The 17,162-nt window shown below is 70.7% G+C and carries 13 protein-coding genes, 7 tRNA genes and 1 pseudogene; 11 read left to right on the forward strand and 10 right to left on the reverse strand.

Going from position 1 to position 17,162, the window contains the following annotated elements; translation table 11 throughout:
• Positions 1–184: 184 nt before the first annotated feature.
• The 8 genes from ACZ6SA_RS47465 to ACZ6SA_RS47500 all read right to left on the reverse strand — a co-directional run bounded on the left by ACZ6SA_RS47465 (position 185) and on the right by ACZ6SA_RS47500 (position 1,905).
• Positions 185–1,003 (reverse strand): nitroreductase/quinone reductase family protein, encoded by an 819-nt coding sequence (locus ACZ6SA_RS47465; protein WP_465835928.1) that lies wholly within the window; start codon positions 1,001–1,003, stop codon positions 185–187.
• Between the two features lie 272 nt (positions 1,004–1,275).
• A tRNA-OTHER gene (locus tag ACZ6SA_RS47470) sits at positions 1,276–1,347 on the reverse strand.
• Between the two features lie 37 nt (positions 1,348–1,384).
• Positions 1,385–1,464: transfer RNA gene (locus tag ACZ6SA_RS47475), tRNA-Tyr, on the reverse strand.
• 14 nt (positions 1,465–1,478) lie between these two features.
• Positions 1,479–1,552: transfer RNA gene (locus tag ACZ6SA_RS47480), tRNA-Val, on the reverse strand.
• 13 nt (positions 1,553–1,565) lie between these two features.
• Positions 1,566–1,640, reverse strand: a tRNA-Arg gene (locus ACZ6SA_RS47485).
• An 18-nt stretch (positions 1,641–1,658) separates the two neighbouring features.
• Positions 1,659–1,731, reverse strand: a tRNA-Glu gene (locus tag ACZ6SA_RS47490).
• A 25-nt stretch (positions 1,732–1,756) separates the two neighbouring features.
• Positions 1,757–1,829: transfer RNA gene (locus ACZ6SA_RS47495), tRNA-Leu, on the reverse strand.
• A gap of 1 nt (position 1,830) precedes the next feature.
• Positions 1,831–1,905 (reverse strand) — tRNA-Gly (locus ACZ6SA_RS47500).
• Positions 1,906–2,266: 361 nt separating this feature from the next.
• Between ACZ6SA_RS47500 and ACZ6SA_RS47505 the strand changes: the two are divergent.
• Positions 2,267–2,458: pseudogene (locus ACZ6SA_RS47505) on the forward strand (MerR family transcriptional regulator); the annotation flags it as partial.
• Between the two features lie 663 nt (positions 2,459–3,121).
• On the opposite strand, the gene ACZ6SA_RS47510 reads toward ACZ6SA_RS47505, so the two are convergent.
• Complete coding sequence (locus ACZ6SA_RS47510; RefSeq protein ID WP_465835982.1) at positions 3,122–3,544, reverse strand: nuclear transport factor 2 family protein; 423 nt, start codon at positions 3,542–3,544, stop codon at positions 3,122–3,124.
• A gap of 48 nt (positions 3,545–3,592) precedes the next feature.
• On the opposite strand from ACZ6SA_RS47510, the gene ACZ6SA_RS47515 reads away from it, so the two are divergent.
• From ACZ6SA_RS47515 to ACZ6SA_RS47560, 10 genes are all read left to right on the forward strand, one after another.
• Positions 3,593–4,198: a PadR family transcriptional regulator gene (locus ACZ6SA_RS47515; RefSeq protein WP_443152860.1), complete on the forward strand. Its 606-nt coding sequence runs from the start codon at positions 3,593–3,595 to the stop codon at positions 4,196–4,198.
• Positions 4,185–4,991: an SGNH/GDSL hydrolase family protein gene (locus ACZ6SA_RS47520; RefSeq protein WP_465835930.1), complete on the forward strand. Its 807-nt coding sequence runs from the start codon at positions 4,185–4,187 to the stop codon at positions 4,989–4,991. Before ACZ6SA_RS47515 ends, ACZ6SA_RS47520 begins: the two co-directional genes overlap by 14 nt.
• 132 nt (positions 4,992–5,123) lie before the next feature.
• Entirely contained in the window at positions 5,124–5,780 is a 657-nt protein-coding gene (locus ACZ6SA_RS47525; RefSeq protein ID WP_465835932.1) for a maleylpyruvate isomerase N-terminal domain-containing protein, read from the forward strand.
• A 473-nt stretch (positions 5,781–6,253) separates the two neighbouring features.
• Positions 6,254–6,343 carry a K(+)-transporting ATPase subunit F gene (locus ACZ6SA_RS47530; RefSeq protein ID WP_465835934.1) on the forward strand — a complete coding sequence of 30 codons (90 nt, stop codon included), beginning with the start codon at positions 6,254–6,256 and terminating at the stop codon, positions 6,341–6,343.
• A complete protein-coding gene (kdpA, locus tag ACZ6SA_RS47535) occupies positions 6,343–8,004 on the forward strand; it encodes a potassium-transporting ATPase subunit KdpA (RefSeq protein ID WP_465835936.1) in 1,662 nt (553 codons plus the stop codon). The genes ACZ6SA_RS47530 and kdpA overlap by 1 nt, the downstream gene beginning before the upstream one ends.
• 2 nt (positions 8,005–8,006) lie before the next feature.
• Positions 8,007–10,127: a potassium-transporting ATPase subunit KdpB gene (gene kdpB / locus ACZ6SA_RS47540; protein WP_465835938.1), complete on the forward strand. Its 2,121-nt coding sequence runs from the start codon at positions 8,007–8,009 to the stop codon at positions 10,125–10,127.
• The gene (locus tag ACZ6SA_RS47545; RefSeq protein WP_465835940.1) at positions 10,128–10,988 is read left to right on the forward strand and encodes a potassium-transporting ATPase subunit C; all 861 of its coding nucleotides are present in this window, start codon (positions 10,128–10,130) and stop codon (positions 10,986–10,988) included.
• Complete coding sequence (locus ACZ6SA_RS47550; protein WP_465835942.1) at positions 10,985–13,516, forward strand: DUF4118 domain-containing protein; 2,532 nt, start codon at positions 10,985–10,987, stop codon at positions 13,514–13,516. Before ACZ6SA_RS47545 ends, ACZ6SA_RS47550 begins: the two co-directional genes overlap by 4 nt.
• 4 nt (positions 13,517–13,520) lie before the next feature.
• Complete coding sequence (locus ACZ6SA_RS47555) at positions 13,521–14,189, forward strand: response regulator (protein WP_347648165.1); 669 nt, start codon at positions 13,521–13,523, stop codon at positions 14,187–14,189.
• Between the two features lie 347 nt (positions 14,190–14,536).
• Positions 14,537–16,405 carry a M20/M25/M40 family metallo-hydrolase gene (locus ACZ6SA_RS47560; RefSeq protein ID WP_347648166.1) on the forward strand — a complete coding sequence of 623 codons (1,869 nt, stop codon included), beginning with the start codon at positions 14,537–14,539 and terminating at the stop codon, positions 16,403–16,405.
• Positions 16,406–16,452: 47 nt separating this feature from the next.
• On the opposite strand, the gene ACZ6SA_RS47565 is transcribed toward ACZ6SA_RS47560, so the two are convergent.
• Positions 16,453–17,091, reverse strand: a complete 639-nt coding sequence (locus ACZ6SA_RS47565; RefSeq protein ID WP_465835945.1) for a histidine phosphatase family protein — start codon at positions 17,089–17,091, stop codon at positions 16,453–16,455.
• Between the last annotated feature and the right edge of the window lie 71 nt (positions 17,092–17,162).

The raw sequence follows: 17,162 nt of genomic DNA on the forward strand, positions 1-17,162 counted from the left end.
GGCGAGATGCCGCCAACGGTGTTTAAGAGCGCGGGGGGGGGAATCCCCTCCCGGCCGGTGTGGGGGGGGGGGCGGTGTGGGCCGCAACCCCCCCCGGGGGGGGGCCCCCCCCCCCCCCCCGCTTCTGTTCACGGCGGTCCCGGCCAGCCGGAGAAGGCGGTACGGGCGTGCACGGCGGTCCCGGTCAGCTGAGCAGCGGCATGAGCTGCTCCTCCTCGTAGTCGAGGTGCGCCTCCAGTTCCTCGGTGAGGCGGTTCACCTCGGCCAGCAGCGCCCGCGGCGCGAGGTCGTCGGCCGCCAGCACGGCCCGCAGGCGATCCAGGAGCCGCTGGACGACCACGTGCTCGGCGCGCAGCCGTTCCAGCGCGGGGGCCAGCTCCGGATGGCGGTCCTCCAGCGCCGGGAACATGAACCCGTCCTCGCGCGCATGGTGCACGTGCAGGCCCTGGCACAGGGTCAGGCAGTTGACCCGCAGCTGCGCGCCCAGGCGCGGGCCCGAGGCGGCGACCTCCCCGCGGATCAGCGCCAGCTCCCTGCGGAAGGCGTCGTGCACCTTCTTGAGCGCGTCACCCAGAGAGCCGGCGGGCGGCCCGGCGTCGCGCTCGACGAGCGCGACCACCGGCAGGTCCCTGCCCGCCCTGTCCTGGTACGCCCCCCACGCGGGGTCGGCCTCCACCGCTCGCGCGAACACGCGGTCGCGTTCCTCGCCCTCCAGCACGACCGCCGTCGCGGGGTAGGCGAAGATGCCGTCCTCCACGGTGACCTCAGGGTCGGCGAGCAGGTTGTGATACCAGGCCGGGTGCCTGGGCGAGCCGCCGGCCGAGGCGATGACGATGACGCGGTCACCGTCGGGCAGGTAGCCGAGCGGCGTCGTACGCCGTTCGCCCGACTTCGCGCCGACGGTGGTCAGCAGGAGCAGCCTGGCTCCTTCGAAAGGGCCGCCGACCTGGCCCTGGTTGGCACGGAACTCGTCGATGATCTGCTGGTTCAAGTCGATGGGCATGCTGGGTTATCGCTCCAGGCGGGTGTGGTGAGGGCAGGGAAGAACCCCCGCACGGCATGCCGGCACGGGCGGGTCAGGACACCACCTGAGGCATGGGGCGACGCGCGGGGGCGGTGTGCTCAGGCAGCACCGATGTTGCGGCTGGTCACGGCGTCATCCCCTTGGATCCGGCGCCTCCATGCCGCCCTGCGTCCTCGGGCGGGCGACACGCGACGCGGCCATCATTACGCCCATATGCTCATGACACTGTCAAGCCGCACGGCGGCGACCGGTGGAGACGCAGGCGAGAGTCGAACTCGCACGGACGGCTTTGCAGGCCTACCTCCGCACCCGCGGACTGCGCCGGGCCCGCCTCGGCCCCCATCGCGTCGAGGCGGATCGTGCGCGAGGACGGAGTCGAACCGCCACAGCCGAAGCGCCCGGTTTACAGCCGGGTGGGCTCCCCTATGCCCAGCTCGCGCGAGGAGAATCGAGGTCGGCCCGGCAGGAGTCGAACCTGCGACGCCCGGTTTGTAAGACCGGCGCTCTGACCACCTGAGCTACAGGCCGTGGTCTGGCTGAGTGGCCCCAGCAGGATTCGAACCTGCAACGGACCCGGCTTCGTAGGCCGGCGCTCTCTCCATTGAGCTATAGGGCCGGAAAAACATAGTGGTAGCACCCCGTACCGGATTTGAACCGGTGTTCTCCCGGGTGAAAGCCGGGCGTCCTGACCGCTAGACCAACGGGGCCTGCCTCGACATGCGCCGAGGTTCGTACGTCCGGCGGGATTCGAACCCGCAACACCCGGCTCCTGAGGCCGGCGCCTCTCCCGTTGGGCTACGGACGCGTGGAGCCGCAGCGGGGTCTCGAACCCCGTCCTGCTGGGTGGAAGCCAGCTGCCTTACCCGTTCGGCCTCTGCGGCGTGATGCGCTCATGAAATTGTCAAAGGGCGTCGGCCCGTATGCGGGCATGGACAAGAGAAAAGGCCGCCCGATGGGATCCGGCGGCCTCTGGATGCGCGTGGCGAGAATTTATCCAGAAGCCTGCCCGGCCAGCCCGCAGCCGAGCACCACAAGCCGGCGGCAGCTGCGCCGTTCCTGCTCCAGAGTGGTGACCGCGTATCGCATGACTGGCCTTTCCTGACGTTTCCGATCTCGACTGAGAAAACATTAACCGGCGGGCGCCGGCGGGTGCCACTCATTTATTCAGACGTACCGGCCGCCGATATGGTTTCCGCCGTGGCCGGTGGGCCTCGGCCCGGGGTCACCGGCTTTACTGGGGGCATGCGGATCGGAGAGCTGGCCGCGCTGCTCGGGGTGTCGACCCGGACGGTGCGCCACTACCACCAACAGGGCGTCCTGCCGGAGCCACCGCGGCTGGCCAACGGCTACCGCCACTACGGCATGCGCGACGCCGTCGCCCTGGCCCGCGTCCGCCGTCTGGTCCAGCTCGGGCTGAGCCTGGACGAGGCACGAGACGTGATCGCCGACGACCGGTCGAGGGAACTGACCGAGGTCCTGACCGAGATCGACGCGGATCTGGCCAGGCAGGAAAGGGAGATCCGGGAGCGGCGGGCGAAGCTGGCGGAGGTGCTCAGGCGGGCCGAGTCGGGATCGCTGGACCCCGACGACGTCGCCTCGCCCGATCTGGTGGCGTTCCTGCGCGTGGTGGGCCTGCCCGAGTCGAAGGCGGCGGCCTGGGACCGCGAGCTGCTGGTGCTGATGGACAGCGTGGCCGGCGAGCCCGGCAGGAGCAGCGCCTTCACGCAGCTGGAGTCGCTGGCCGCCGATCCGGAGGTGACGGCCATCGGGCACGAGTTCTACCGCAGGCTGGACGAGCTGGCCGACGCCGAGCCCGGCGACCCCAGGATCGCGCCGCTGGCCCGCTCGCTCGCCGGCTACAGCATGGAGCACCTGCTGGCCGATTCCGGGCTGGGCGCGCACGGGTGGGATCCGGCGCTGCTCGAGCCGTTCCTCGACGGGCTGGCCCCGGCGCAGGCCGAGGCCGTGCGCCAGGCGATCGGGATCATCGCGGGCGGGGTCGCGGGCGGGTTCGAGAAGGACACCGGCACGTCGGCGACGGCCGGGCGGCGGGCGGGGAGGGACGACGGCCGCGCCGGCCGGCCGGCGCCCGGCGGCTCAGGGCGCCGGTACGAGGCCGTCGGCGACGAGGCCGTCGAGGACCGCCTCACCCAGCGCTTCGACCGCGGACTTCGGGCGCACCATCACCGTGAACTCCTTGATCAGGCCGGCCTCGTCCAGGTGGATGAGGTCGATGCCGTGGATCTGCCTGCCGCGTACGGTGGCCTGGAAGACCAGGACGATCGACGGGGTCTCGGCGCCGCCGACGCCGGTCTGGGCGGCGCCGTCGAGCCGGCCGACGTACCGGAAGTCCTCGAAGACGCGCAGCAGCACGCCGAACAGTCCCAGGACGGCGGGCTTGCCCTCGAAGGGGGTGAACGTCACCGGGCTGTAGAGGCGGACGTCGTCGGTGAACAGCTCGTCCAGCGCGGTGAGATCGCGCCGCTCGACGGCGGCGCTGAAACGGTCGGCGGCGGTCATGGCCGTCCTTCCTAGTAAAAAAGGCGAATAGTCAGTTTCTTGACTATCATGGCGGTGTCCGTACGGGAAGAGGAGGACGTCGCGATGGCTTTGCGGCACGCCGTGCTGGCGGCACTGCTGGACGAGGAGCTCAGCGGGTACCAGCTGGCCAAGGCGTTCGGCCTGGGCGTGGCCAACTTCTGGCACGCCCTTCCCCAGCAGCTCTACGCCGAGCTCGCCCGGCTGGAGCGCGACGGGCTGGTCAGCGGACGGGAGGTGGTGCAGGACACCCGGCCCAACAAGCGCCTGTTCACCGTGACCGACGCCGGCCTGGCCGAGCTGGAGCGGTTCGCGGCGACCGCCAACAAACCCTCGTTCATCCGCGACGACCTGCTCGTGAAGGTCCAGGCCGCCGACCACGTCGCCGCCGGCACGCTCATCGAGCAGCTCGCGGAGCGGGCCGCGTTCGCCGACGCCAAGATCGAGCTGCTCGGCGGCCTGCTGCGGAAGCTGCGCGGCGGCATGAGCGAGGAGGAGTTCCTGCGCCACGGCGAACGCGTCGGCCCCTACCTGACGTGCCTGCGCGGCATCGCGTTCGAGCAGGGCAACCGTGACTGGTGCCGCCGGAGCGCGGCGATCCTGGAAGAGAGGCGGACGGCGCATGCGCGAGGGTGACCACCTGCGTTACGTCGCCCTGGGCGACAGCCAGACCGAAGGGCTCGGCGACGGCGACGACGTCAACGGCCTGCGCGGGTGGGCCGACCGGCTCGCCGAGCAGCTCGCCTCCGCCGTTCCCGGCCTCCAGTACGCCAACCTGGCCGTGCGCGGGCGCGTGGCCGCCCAGGTCCACGCCGAACAACTCGAACCGGCCCTCGCCCTGCGCCCCGACCTGGCCACCGTCGTCGCCGGGGTCAACGACCTGCTCCGGCCCAGGTTCGACGCCGACGACGTGGGCGGCCACCTGGAGGCGATGTTCGCCGCGCTCACCGCCCAGGGCGCCCGCGTGGCCACCGTCACCTTCCCCGACCTGGCGCGGATCACCCCGCTCGCCCGCCCGTTCAGCCCGCGGGCCGCCGCGCTCAACCAGCGCATCCGCGCCGCGGCCCGCCGCCACGGGGTCGTCGTCGCCGAGACCGCGCACCACCCGGTCGTCACGGACGCCCGGTTGTGGAGCCCTGACCGGCTGCACGCCAGCCCGCTCGGGCACGAACGCATCGCCGCGGCGGTCGCCCACGCGCTGGAGCTGGCCGGCAGCAGCGACGCATGGACGCATCCCCTGCCGCCCGTGCCCGCCCCGCCCTGGTGGCGCGCCGCGGGCACGGAGCTGCGCTGGGTCGCCGGCTTCCTCGGCCCCTGGGCCGGCCGGCGCCTGCTCGGCCGCTCCTCCGGTGACCACCGCACCGCCAAACGCCCGGAACTGCTGCCCGTCGGTGCGTGGCCCTCCTTACGTGAGGAGCGGACAAAGTAGTCAGTTGATGGGCGCTTTGGGCGCTGGAGGTCCTGGCCTCGATGAGGCCGTGAGCGCCTGACCTTCCGGGTGGCCGCGCTGCCCTGCACGAGGCGTTTGCGGGCCTTCGCGGCGCCGCACTACGGTGACGGCATGGATCTCTTCTCGCGCTCTTGGACGGCGCTGCGCATGGCGGTCGCCGGCCTGCCCGACAAGGACTTCGCCCGGCCGTCCGGCTGCGCCGGCTGGCTCGTGCGAGACCTCGCGTGTCACCTGATCATCGACGCCCAGGACGTCCTGATCACGCTCGTGACCCCTGCGGAGAAGGACCCGACCTGCGACGCGGTGACCTACTGGAAGGTCGGTTCGACGCCGCCGACCGGTGACGACCCGCTCGACGCGCTGATCGTCCGGCTGGCCGCCGCGTACGAGGAGCCGCGGCTGCTGAAGTTCCACCTCGACGACGTCGGCTCCGCCGCCGGCCGCGCAGCCGAACTCGCCGACCCGCGCCGGCGGGTCGCCACCCAGGACATGGTCCTCACCGCGGGCGACTACCTGGCCGCGTACGTCCTGGAGTGGACGCTGCACCACCTCGACCTGATCGCGCACCTGCCCGACGCGGAGGAGCCCCCCGCGGAAGGGCTCGCCCGGTCCAGGGAGATGCTGGAGAAGATCGCCGGGACCGCGTTCCCCGCGTCGTTCTCCGACAAGGACGCGCTGCTGGTCGGCACCGGGCGGCGTGCCCCGGCCGACGCGGAGAAATCCGAGCTGGGAGACCTGGCCGCGCGCCTCCCCTTCGTCATCGGCTGATCGCCCGACGGTCGGGACAGCTCTTCGGGGCGGCTCGGGCCGGATTCTGCCGCTACGCCCGAGCCCGCCCTGACCTCACACCGCCCATCGACGTCACCGTGCTCACCACCTCATGGGGCTGGGGCCCGACCGTGCGCCGCGCTGCGGGGTGACCCGGAAGCATCAGGTCAACGCTCTGACCTTGCCCAGCCGCACGGGCGCCGGTAGCGAGATCATCGCGGGATCCGCTGATCGCCCGGCGCACGCCCGGGCGTAGCAATGGCGTCAATTATCGGGCTCTAGTCGTATAAAACCCGTCAAGAACGACAAGACGTCTGAAATTCCGGGATTTGCTTGCCTTAACGCCGCCCGCTCCGGCGGGCGAAACACCTATCACCCAACTGAGGAGTGAGGATGACAGACGTCATCTTCGTCGGCCTGACGATCGCGGTCTTCGTGATCCTCGGGCTGGTTGTGAAGGCGGCGGAGCGGCTGTGAACGCCGTCAACGCCACTGGCCTGGTCGTGATCGCCGGCCTGGTGGTCTTCGCGGTCGCGGCCCTGCTGTTCCCGGAGCGGGTCTGATGTCCCCGACTCTGGCCGGGATCTTGTTCGTCGCGTCCCTGCTGCTCGCTCTCGCGCTGTGCCACCGGCCGCTGGGCGACTACATGTACCGCGTCTACACCGGCACCAAGCACTCGCGGGTCGAGCGGGTGATCTACCGGCTGATAGGCGTGCGACCCGGCAGCGAGCAACGCTGGGGCGTCTACGCGCGTAGCGTGCTGGCGTTCTCGCTGGTGTCGATCCTGTTCCTGTACGGCCTGCAGCGGCTGCAGAACCACCTCTTCCTGTCCCTGGGCATGGAGCCGGTGGAGCCGGCGCTGGCCTGGAACACCGCGGTCAGCTTCGTCACCAACACCAACTGGCAGGCCTATTCCGGCGAGTCCACGATGGGCCACGTGGTGCAGACCGCGGGCCTGGCGGTGCAGAACTTCGTCTCCGCCGCGGTCGGCATGGCGGTGGCGATCGCGCTGGTGCGCGGGCTCGCCCGCACGAAGAGCGACACGCTGGGCAACTTCTGGACGGACCTGGTCCGCGGCACGATCCGCATCCTGCTGCCGATCGCCTTCGTCGCGGCGCTGGCACTGGTGGCCGGTGGCACGATCCAGACGTTCGCCGGTCATAGCACGTGGACGACGCTGACAGGCGGGGAGCAGACGTTCACCCCGGCCGCGGCCGCCTCACAGGAGGCGATAAAGGACCTGGGCACCAACGGCGGCGGCATCTTCAACGTCAACTCGGCCCACCCGTTCGAGAACCCGACATCGTGGACCAACTGGTTGACGATCTTCCTCCTGTTGGTGATCTCGTTCTCACTGCCGCGCACCTTCGGCCGGATGGTCGGCGACAACCGGCAGGGCTACGCCATCGTCGCGGTGATGGCGAGCATCTTCATGATCAGCGTGACGCTGACCAACTGGGCCGAAATGAGCGCGGGCGGCACAGTGCCGCAGGCCGTCGGGACGGCGATGGAGGGCCGCGAGGCGCGCTTCGGCGTGTCGAACTCGGCCATGTTCGCCTCCTCCACCACCCTGACCAGTACCGGCTCGGTCGATTCCGCCCACGACTCCTACACCGCGCTCGGCGGCGGCATGCTGATCTTCAACATGCTGCTCGGCGAGATCGCTCCCGGCGGCGTCGGCGCGGGCCTGTACGGCATGCTGATCCTCGCCGTGATCACCGTTTTCGCGGCCGGGCTGATGGTCGGCCGCACCCCTGAATACCTGGGCAAGAAGATCGGCGCCCGCGAGATCAAGCTCGCCTCGCTCTCCTTCCTCATCACCCCGGCGCTGGTGCTGGTCGGTACGGCGGTGGCGATGGCCACCGCGACGGGACGGGCAGCGATGCTGAACAGCGGCCCGCACGGCCTCTCGGAGATCCTTTACGCCTACACCTCGGCGTCCAACAACAACGGCTCCGCCTTCGCCGGGGTCAGCGTGAACACCCCGTTCCACAACAGCACACTCGGACTGTGCATGGCTCTCGGCCGCTTCCTGCCCATCGTGCTGGCCCTGGCGCTGGCCGGATCCCTGGCCCAGCAGGCGTCCGTTCCTGCGGGCGTGGGCACGCTGCCCACCCACCGGCCGCAGTTCGTCGGCATGGTCGTCGGCGTGACGATCATCCTGGTCGCCCTCGCCTTCCTGCCCGCGCTGGCGCTCGGGCCGCTCGCAGAAGGAATTCGCTAGCCATGTCCACGTCGACAGTGCAGGCTCCGGGCCGTACCCCCGCACCCAAGGGTGGAAAGGTGGGCGGCGGGCTGCTCGATCCCAAGCAGATGATCCGATCGCTGCCGGACGCGGTGAAGAAGCTCAACCCGGCCACCATGTGGCGCAACCCGGTGATGTTCATCGTCGAGATCGGCGCGGTCTTCACCACCGTCCTGGCGATCGGCGATCCCTCGTGGTTCGCCTGGGCGATCGTGGTGTGGCTGTGGCTGACCGTCGTCTTCGCCAACCTGGCCGAGGCGGTGGCCGAGGGGCGAGGCAAGGCGCAGGCCGCCACGTTGCGGGCAACCAAGCGCGACACCACCGGCCGACGGCTCAAGAGCCGCACCTCGGCCGAGTGGGACGTGGTCGGCGCGCCCGAACTCAGGCAGGGCGACTTCGTGGTCGTCGAGGCGGGGGAGATCATCCCCGGCGACGGCGACGTGGTGGAGGGCATCGCGTCGGTGGACGAATCGGCCATCACCGGCGAGTCAGCGCCGGTGATCCGCGAGTCCGGCGGCGACCGTTCGGCGGTGACCGGTGGCACGAAGGTGCTGTCCGACCGGATCATCGTGCGGATCACGCAGAAACCCGGCGAGAGTTTCGTCGACCGCATGATCGCTCTGGTGGAGGGCGCGAACCGGCAGAAGACGCCGAACGAGATCGCGCTCAACATCCTGCTCGCCGCCCTGACGATCATTTTCCTGGTCGCCGCCGCCACGATGCAGCCATTGGCCGTCTACTCCAAGTCCATCAACCCCGGCGTGCCGGACTCGCTCGCCCTGACCGGCGACGGGGTGAGCGGCATCGTGCTGGTGTCGCTGATCGTCTGCCTGATCCCCACCACGATCGGCGCGCTGCTCTCGGCCATCGGCATCGCCGGCATGGACCGCCTGGTGCAGCGCAACGTGCTCGCCATGTCCGGCCGCGCGGTCGAGGCGGCAGGGGATGTGTCCACGCTGCTGCTGGACAAGACCGGCACCATCACCCTGGGCAACCGGCAGGCGTCGGAGTTCGTCGTGGTGGACGGGGTGAGCGAGGCCGAACTGGCCGAGGCCGCACAGCTGTCGAGCCTGGCCGACGAGACCCCCGAGGGGCGCTCCATCGTGGTCTACGCCAAGCAGGCCTACGGGCTGCGCGAGCGCCAGCCGGGCGCGCTGGCCCACGCCGAGTGGGTGCCGTTCACGGCGCAGACCCGCATGTCCGGGGTGAACCTGGACGGCCGCGAGGTCCGCAAGGGCGCGGCCACCGCGGTCATGAAGTGGGTGCGCGACGCCGGCGGCCACCCCACGGACGAGGTCGGGCACATCGTGGACGGCATCTCCGGCTCCGGCGGCACCCCGCTGGTCGTCGCCGAGAAGGGCCGGGTGCTGGGCGTCGTGCACCTCAAGGACGTGGTGAAGGCCGGCATGCGCGAACGCTTCGACGAGATGCGCCGCGTGGGCATCCGCACCGTCATGATCACCGGCGACAACCCGCTGACCGCCAAGGCCATCGCCGACGAGGCCGGGGTGGACGACTTCCTGGCCGAGGCCACCCCCGAGGACAAGCTGGCGCTGATCAGACGGGAGCAGGAGGGGGGCCGCCTGGTCGCCATGACCGGTGACGGCACCAACGACGCCCCCGCCCTGGCTCAGTCCGACGTCGGCGTGGCCATGAACACCGGCACCTCCGCCGCCAAGGAGGCCGGGAACATGGTCGACCTGGACTCCAACCCGACCAAGCTCATCGAAATCGTCGAGATCGGTAAACAATTGCTCATCACGCGGGGCGCGCTGACGACGTTCTCGATCGCCAACGACATCGCCAAGTACTTCGCCATCATCCCGGCGATGTTCGCGGCGGTCTACCCGGGCCTGGACGCGCTCAACATCATGCGCCTGGCCAGCCCCCAGTCGGCGATTCTGTCGGCGGTCATCTTCAACGCCCTCGTGATCATCGCATTGATCCCGCTGGCGCTGCGCGGGGTCCGCTACCGGCCCACCAGCGCCTCCAAACTGCTGTCGCGCAACCTGTACGTCTACGGCCTGGGTGGCATCGTGGTGCCGTTCATGGGCATCAAACTCATCGATCTTCTGATTCAGTTTCTTCCGGGGATGTCATAAATGGACCGCATGCCCAGCTGGGTCCGCCGGCACCTCGCCGCGCTGCGCGCGCTGCTCGTGCTCACGGCGGTCACCGGCCTCATCTACCCGCTGGCCGCCACCGGCGTGGCCCAGGCACTGTTCAACGGGAACGCCAACGGCTCGATCATCGATAAGGACGGCAAGATCATCGGCAGCGCGCTCATCGGCCAGTCCTTCACCGACGCCGACGGCGACCCCATCCGCAGGTACTTCCAGTCCCGCCCGTCGGCGGCCGGTGACGGCTACGATCCCACCTCGACCAGCGCCGGCAATCTGGGCCCTGAGGATGTCGTGGACGTGCTGCCGGTGCCCGGCGCCAAGGACGAGGAGGGCGAACCGGACGAGGGTAAGCGGTCGCTGCTCACCCAGGTGTGCGCTCGGTCCAAGGCGGTCGGCGCGTTGGAGGGCGTCAGCGGCGCCCGGCCGTACTGCACCGCGGACGGGGTGGGCGCGGTGCTCAAGGTGTTCTCCGACCGTGCCGTGAGCGTCAACCAGGCCTGTCCGGCCACCCCGTTCGTGACCGCGTACCAGGGCGTGAAGGTGGAGTGCGCCAGGCCGGGCGAGGACTACGCGGCCGGGAAGACCGTGACGGTCAGAGGGAACGCGGGAACCCCGGCCGTGCCCTCCGACGCGGTCACGGCGAGCGCCTCCGGCCTCGACCCGCACATCTCGCTCGCTTATGCCGAGTTGCAGGCGCCGCGCGTGGCGAAGGAACGCGGTCTCCACCAGGCCAGGGTCGAGCAGCTCATCGAGCGGCACACCGTCGGTCGGGCGCTCGGCTTCATGGGCGAGCCGGCGGTGAACGTGCTGGAACTCAACCTCGCGCTCGACCGCTCATGAAAAGGGGTCGCCTGCGGGTCTACCTGGGGGCGGCCCCCGGGGTGGGCAAGACGTACGCGATGCTCGGCGAGGGCCGCCGGGCCTGTGAGCGCGGCCGGGACGTGGTCGTGGGGTTCGTCGAGACCCACGGCCGCTCCCGCACCGCCGCCCTGCTGGAGGGCCTGGAGGTGATCCCCCGCAAGACGCTGGTCTACCGAGGGGCCACCTTCGGTGAGTTGGACGTGGACGCCGTCATCGCCCGCGCGCCGAAGGCGGCGCTGATCGACGAGCTGGCCCACACGAACGTGCCCGGCTCGAAGAACGTCAAGCGCTGGCAGGACATCGACGACATCCTCGACGCCGGTATCGACGTCATCTCCACGGTGAACATCCAGCACCTGGAGTCGGTCAACGACGTCGTGCGGGAGATCACCGGCATCCCGCAGCGCGAGACCGTGCCCGACGAGGTGGTGCGGCGAGCCGACCAGATCGAGCTGGTCGACATGTCACCTGAGGCGCTGCGCCGCCGCCTGGCGCACGGCAACGTCTACGCCCCTGAGAAGGTGGACGCCGCGCTGTCCAACTACTTCAGGGTGGGCAACCTGACCGCGCTGCGGGAACTCGCCCTGCTCTGGGTCGCCGGCAAGGTCGACGAGCAGCTCGACCGTTACCGCGCCGACCACGGCATCGACAGCACGTGGGAGGCGCGCGAGCGCGTGGTGGTGGCGCTTACCGGCGGCCCGGAAGGCGACACGCTGGTACGCCGGGCCGCCCGCGTCGCCGCCCGCACGAAGGGGGCCGACCTGCTGGCCGTCCACGTCACCAGCGCCGACGGGCTGGACGGCGGCGACCCTGCCAACCTGGCCCGCCAGCGCGCCCTGGTCGAAAGCATGGGCGGCACCTACCACCAGGTCGTCGGCGACGACATCCCGCGCGCCCTGCTCGACTTCGCCGGCGGCGTCAATGCCACCCAGCTCGTGCTGGGAGCGTCGAGAAGGGGGCGCTTCGCCCAGATATTCTCCCGTGGCGTCGGGGTCGAGACCACGGCCCTGTCCGGCTCCATCGATGTCCACCTGGTCACCCACGAGGAGGCCAAGAAGGGCCGCCGCCACCCCGAGCGCTCCCGGGCCGCGCTCACCAGGAAGCGCAGGCTGGCCGGCTGGGTGGTCGCGGTGGCGGGCCTGCCGCTGCTGACCGCCGCGCTCGCCCCGCTTCGCGGTGTGCTCTCGCTGCCCACCGAGATCCTGCTGTTCCTGAGCCTGGTCATCGGGATCGCGCTGATCGGTGGAACCTGGCCGGCGATCACCGCGGCGGTCGGCGGCTTCCTCCTGCTCAACCGGTTCTTCACCCCTCCCCTGTACACCTGGACCATTGAGGACCCTGAGAACCTTCTCGCCCTGGTGGTGTTCGTCCTGATGGCGACCGCGGTCAGCGCGATCGTCGACCTGGCCGCCCGGCGTTCCCGGGAGATGGCCCGTGCCCGCGCCGACGCCGCGACGCTGTCCACCCTCGCCGGGCACGTGCTGCGCGGCGAGGCGGCGCTGTCCTCCTTGCTCGGGCGACTGCGCGAGACATTCGCCCTGGACTCGGTCACCCTGCTCGAACGCGTTGGCGAGCCCACGCTGGACGATCAATTCGAAGGCGACGCCTGGCGCATCATCGCCACCTCCGGCTCCGCGCCCTGCACCACCCCTTCCGCCGCGGATACCGACGTGACCATCAGTGACCGACTGGTGCTCGCCGCCCGGGGACGGTTGCTGGATGCCAGCGATCGGCGGGTGCTGGAGGCGTTCGCCGCCGAGGCGGCCGTCGCGCTGCGCCAGGAACGTCTGCAGCGGGAGGCGGAACAGGCCAAGCCGCTGGCCGAGGCCGACCGGATGCGCACCGCGCTGCTGGCGGCCGTCAGCCATGACCTGCGCACCCCGCTGTCGGCGGCCAAAGCCGCCGTCGAGAGCCTGCGCAGCCACGACGTCGACTGGTCTGCGGAGGATCGCGAGGAGCTGCTGGCCACCGCCGACGAGTCCCTGGCCAGGCTGGACCGGCTGGTGGAGAACCTGCTCGACATGAGCCGCCTGCAGGCCGGCGCGCTCGGGATCTCCCTCCAGCCGCTCGCCCCGGAAGAGGTCGTCCCCCACGCCATCGACGACCTCGGGCCGCTGCGCGACCGGGTCGAGGGCGACATCCCCGCCGACCTGCCCGAGATCCTCGCCGACCCGGCCCTGCTCGAACGAGTGCTGGTCAACCTGATGAGCAACGCCGTCCGCTACAGCCCGCCCGCGCAGCAGGTCCTGGTCACCGCCAGCTGGCACGACGACCAGGTGGAGATCCGCGTCATCGACCGCGGCCCCGGCATCCCGCCCGAGGCGTACGAGCGGGTCTTCCTGCCGTTTCAGCGGCTCGGCGACCGCGACAACGGCACCGGCGTCGGCCTCGGCCTCGCGCTGTCACGCGGGCTCACCGAGGCCATGGGCGGTGCCCTCGTTCCCGAAGAGACGCCAGGAGGCGGTCTCACGATGATCATCAGAATGCCGATCGGCTCCGGGCGGTGACTCCATGACCAAGATCCTCGTCGTCGACGACGAGCCGCAGATCCTGCGCGCACTGCGCATCAACCTGGCCGCCCGCCACTATGAGGTGGCGGTCGCCGCCGACGGCGGCTCCGGCCTGCGTGAAGCCGCCGAATGGCATCCCGATCTGGTCGTACTCGATCTCGGGTTGCCCGACATGGACGGCATCGACGTCATCCACGGCCTGCGCGGCTGGACCAAGATCCCTATCGTCGTCCTGTCGGGCCGGGCCGGCAGCGCCGACAAGATCGAAGCCCTGGACGCGGGAGCCGACGACTACGTCACCAAGCCGTTCGGCATCGACGAATTCCTCGCCCGCATCCGCGCCGTCACCCGCCGAGCTGCCGTCCACGAGGCCGAGCTGGCCAGCATCGAAATAGGCGACCACACCGTGGACCTGACCCGCAAGACCGTCTCGCCAGGCATACGGCTCACCCCCACGGAATGGCACATCCTGGAAATCCTGCTTCGCAACCCCGGAAAGCTCATCCCCCAGCGCTACCTGCTGGCCGAAGTATGGGGCAGCAAACACGTCAAGGAAACCCACTACCTGCGCCAGTACATGGCCCAGCTTCGCAAGAAGCTCGAACGCGACCCCGCCCACCCGGTTCACCTGATCACCGAACCCGGCATGGGCTACCGCTTCACCCCATGACCGGAAACGGGACACACCCGCTGGCCGAGGTGGCCTGCCCGCGAGATCTCGATGGGGTCGTTGCCGGCGATCACTCCGTGCCGGCCGGAATGCAGCCACTCGCTGAAGCCTTCGCAGGCCTCCAAGACGCTGATCCCTCGTGATAAGGGAGCGACTGTTCCGGCATAAGCAATCCTTCTGCTGAACTGCGGAAACATCCCCATTTTGCCGCTTATGCTCGCGTAGTAATCATGCGTTCCTGTGGACGACGAGTTCCCCGCCGGCGACCCAACCCGTCCACCACCGGAACGGTGCTGCTTGCCGGCGGAGGCGACCCCTCCGTGGCATCAGGCGAAGAGGAGCCGAAGATGTCCGTGCCAGGACACGTCGCCGGCACCCGCAGGGCGGCCCTGTACGTCATCAAGATCGGAAGTGCCGGTCTGGACCACGAGAAGCTCTTCGACGAGGTCGCCGGCCTGCGCGCCCGCGGCGCCAGGCTGCTGCTCGTCGCGGGCGGCACGGCCGGGATCGCCCGGCACTACGCTGACATCGGCCGGCTCGTCCGGACCATGCGCACGGGCGGAGGAGAGGTGCGCTACTGCCCGCCCGCCGAGATCCCGCACATCGTCGCCGCCTACGAGCAGGTGACCCTGCCCCGCGTGCGGCGCGCGCTCTCCGAGCGCGGCCTGCGCGTGTTCGCCGCGGTCGCGCAGACCGGCGCCCTGGTGTCCGCCCTGGCCAACCCGCCGGTACGGGCGGAGATCGACGGCCGGACGTGCGTGGTGCGCGACCATCGCGCCGGCACGGTGTGCGCGGTGGACGTCGACGGCGTCAACCGGCTGCTCGAGGTGTTCGACGTCGTGTGCCTGGCTCCGCCGGTCTCCGACGCCACGGGCGGCACGCCGCTCAGCGTGGACGCCGACGTGCTCGCCGCAGAGCTGGCCAACGCCCTGGACGCCGACCACCTGCGCCTGGTCACCGGCACGGCCGGCCTGCTCGCCGACCCGGCGGACCCGGCCGGCCGGATCCAGCACGCGACCCGCGGCGAAGGCCAGGCGTACGCGCGGGGCCGCATGCGCCAGAAGGTGCGGGCCGCCGAGATCGCGCTGTCCGGCACCGCGGACGTCGCGATCACCGGGCCGCACATCCTGTCGCCCGCGTCCGGCACCCGCTTCTGGCGCGCTCCCGCGCCGGCCGCCGACCTGTCGCTGCTCGCCAGGACCGTGGAGATCTCCTCGGTCTCGTACGACGAGCGGGAGCTCGCGGAGTTCCTCGTGGACTGGTGCACGGAGCACGGCGTCCACGCCGAGATCGACGAGGCCGGCAACCTGGTCGCGACCCGCGGCTCAGGACCCGAGCGGATGCTCATGCTCGGCCATCTCGACACGGTCGCCCACCGCTGGCCGGTGCACTGGAACGGCCAGGTCCTCTCGGGCCGCGGCTGCGTGGACGCCAAGGGCAGCCTGGTGGCGTTCCTGGAGACGCTGGCAGGGATGGACGTGCCCGGCCACGCGCAGGTCCGTGTCGTCGGCGCGGTCGAGAGGGCGAACACCGCGCGCGGCACGTCCTTCGTCCGCGACCACTATCCGGCCGGCGCCGTCATCATCGGCGAGCCGAGCGGCGCGGAAACGCTGACCGTCGGCAACCACGGCCAGCTCAAGGTCCGCCTGAGCGTCACCGAACCCCTCGGCCACACCGCGGGCACCGGCGTCGTCACCACCGGCGAGCGCATGGTGCACCTGCTGGGCCGGCTCCGCGACGCCATCGCGGACGCCTCTCCGAAGGCCCTGATGGCCGTCCTCGCCATCCACGCGGTCAACGCCGGACATCTGCAGCAGGGCGAGGCCGTCTTCGACGTACGCGTGCCGCGGGACACGCCGGTCGAGAACCTGGTCGCGCTGGTACGGCTGGTCGCCGACCCGGCAGGCGTGGAGGTGCTCGCCGCCACGCCGGGCGTGCTCACGCCCAGGACGAACGCGCTGGTGAGCGCGTTCTCACGCGCCTTCCGCGAAACGGGGGCGACACCGCGGTTCCTGGCCAGGCGAGGCGGCAGCGCCATGAACACCCTCGCCGCGACCTGGCAGGACGTCCCCATGGTCGCCTACGGTCCCGGCGACGCCGCGCTCGACCACACCCGTGGCGAGCGGCTGGACGCGGCGGAGTTCAGAAGGGCCAGGGCGGTGCTGGCGAAGGCGGTCACGAGCTGGGTCACCGAACGAGAGATGACGACACCGTGACCGTCACCACCGGCGGCGGACTCGGGGGAGAGCGGGCCAGGGAGAGGTCAGCGGGGCTCGCCGGAGCCGAGATGGCGGGTGTCGCCGAGGTAGACCGTGCGGTTGTGGTAGAAGTCGTCCTCGCGCAGCGTGGTGATGCTGCCGGACGGCGCTCGGAAACTGACATGGCCGACCGCCTCGATCGGCATCTTGATCCAGGACGCCACGACGAACGTCAGCGACCCACCGTGCGTCACGATGATCTGGTGTTCACACGGCCGCCGCACGATCTCGTCCATGGCCGCGTAGACGCGCCGCGCCAGCGCCGCCCTGGTCTCGGCACCCTGCACGCCCTCGTCGTGTTCCAGCCGCTCCCCGTCCGCCGGCGGCGGGACGAAGCGCTGGTCCAGCCACGCCTGCGGTTTTCCCCCTGCCTCTCCGTAGGACTTCTCCCGCAACCGGCGGTCCAGGATCGCTTCGACGCCGAACAACTCGGCGACCTTCTCGGCCGTTTGCCGGGTGCGCCGCAGATCGGAGGAGAACAGCTCCACGTCGGCGCCGTCGGGGATCCGGCCCCGCAGCGCCCGGGCGACGGAGGCCGCCGCGCCGAGTCCGGCCGGCGTCAGCTGCGAATCATGCCAACCGCCGACGATTCCCTCGACGTGGTGTGTCGCCTCCGGATGGGTGATGGCGTAAAGGGTGCGCATCACTGCATTCTTCTTGCGCGGGGGCGCTGGTTCACGTGATTTTCAGGGTGGCTGCTCGTACGGGTCCCGGC

This window comes from Nonomuraea sp. NPDC049378 (assembly GCF_055586745.1).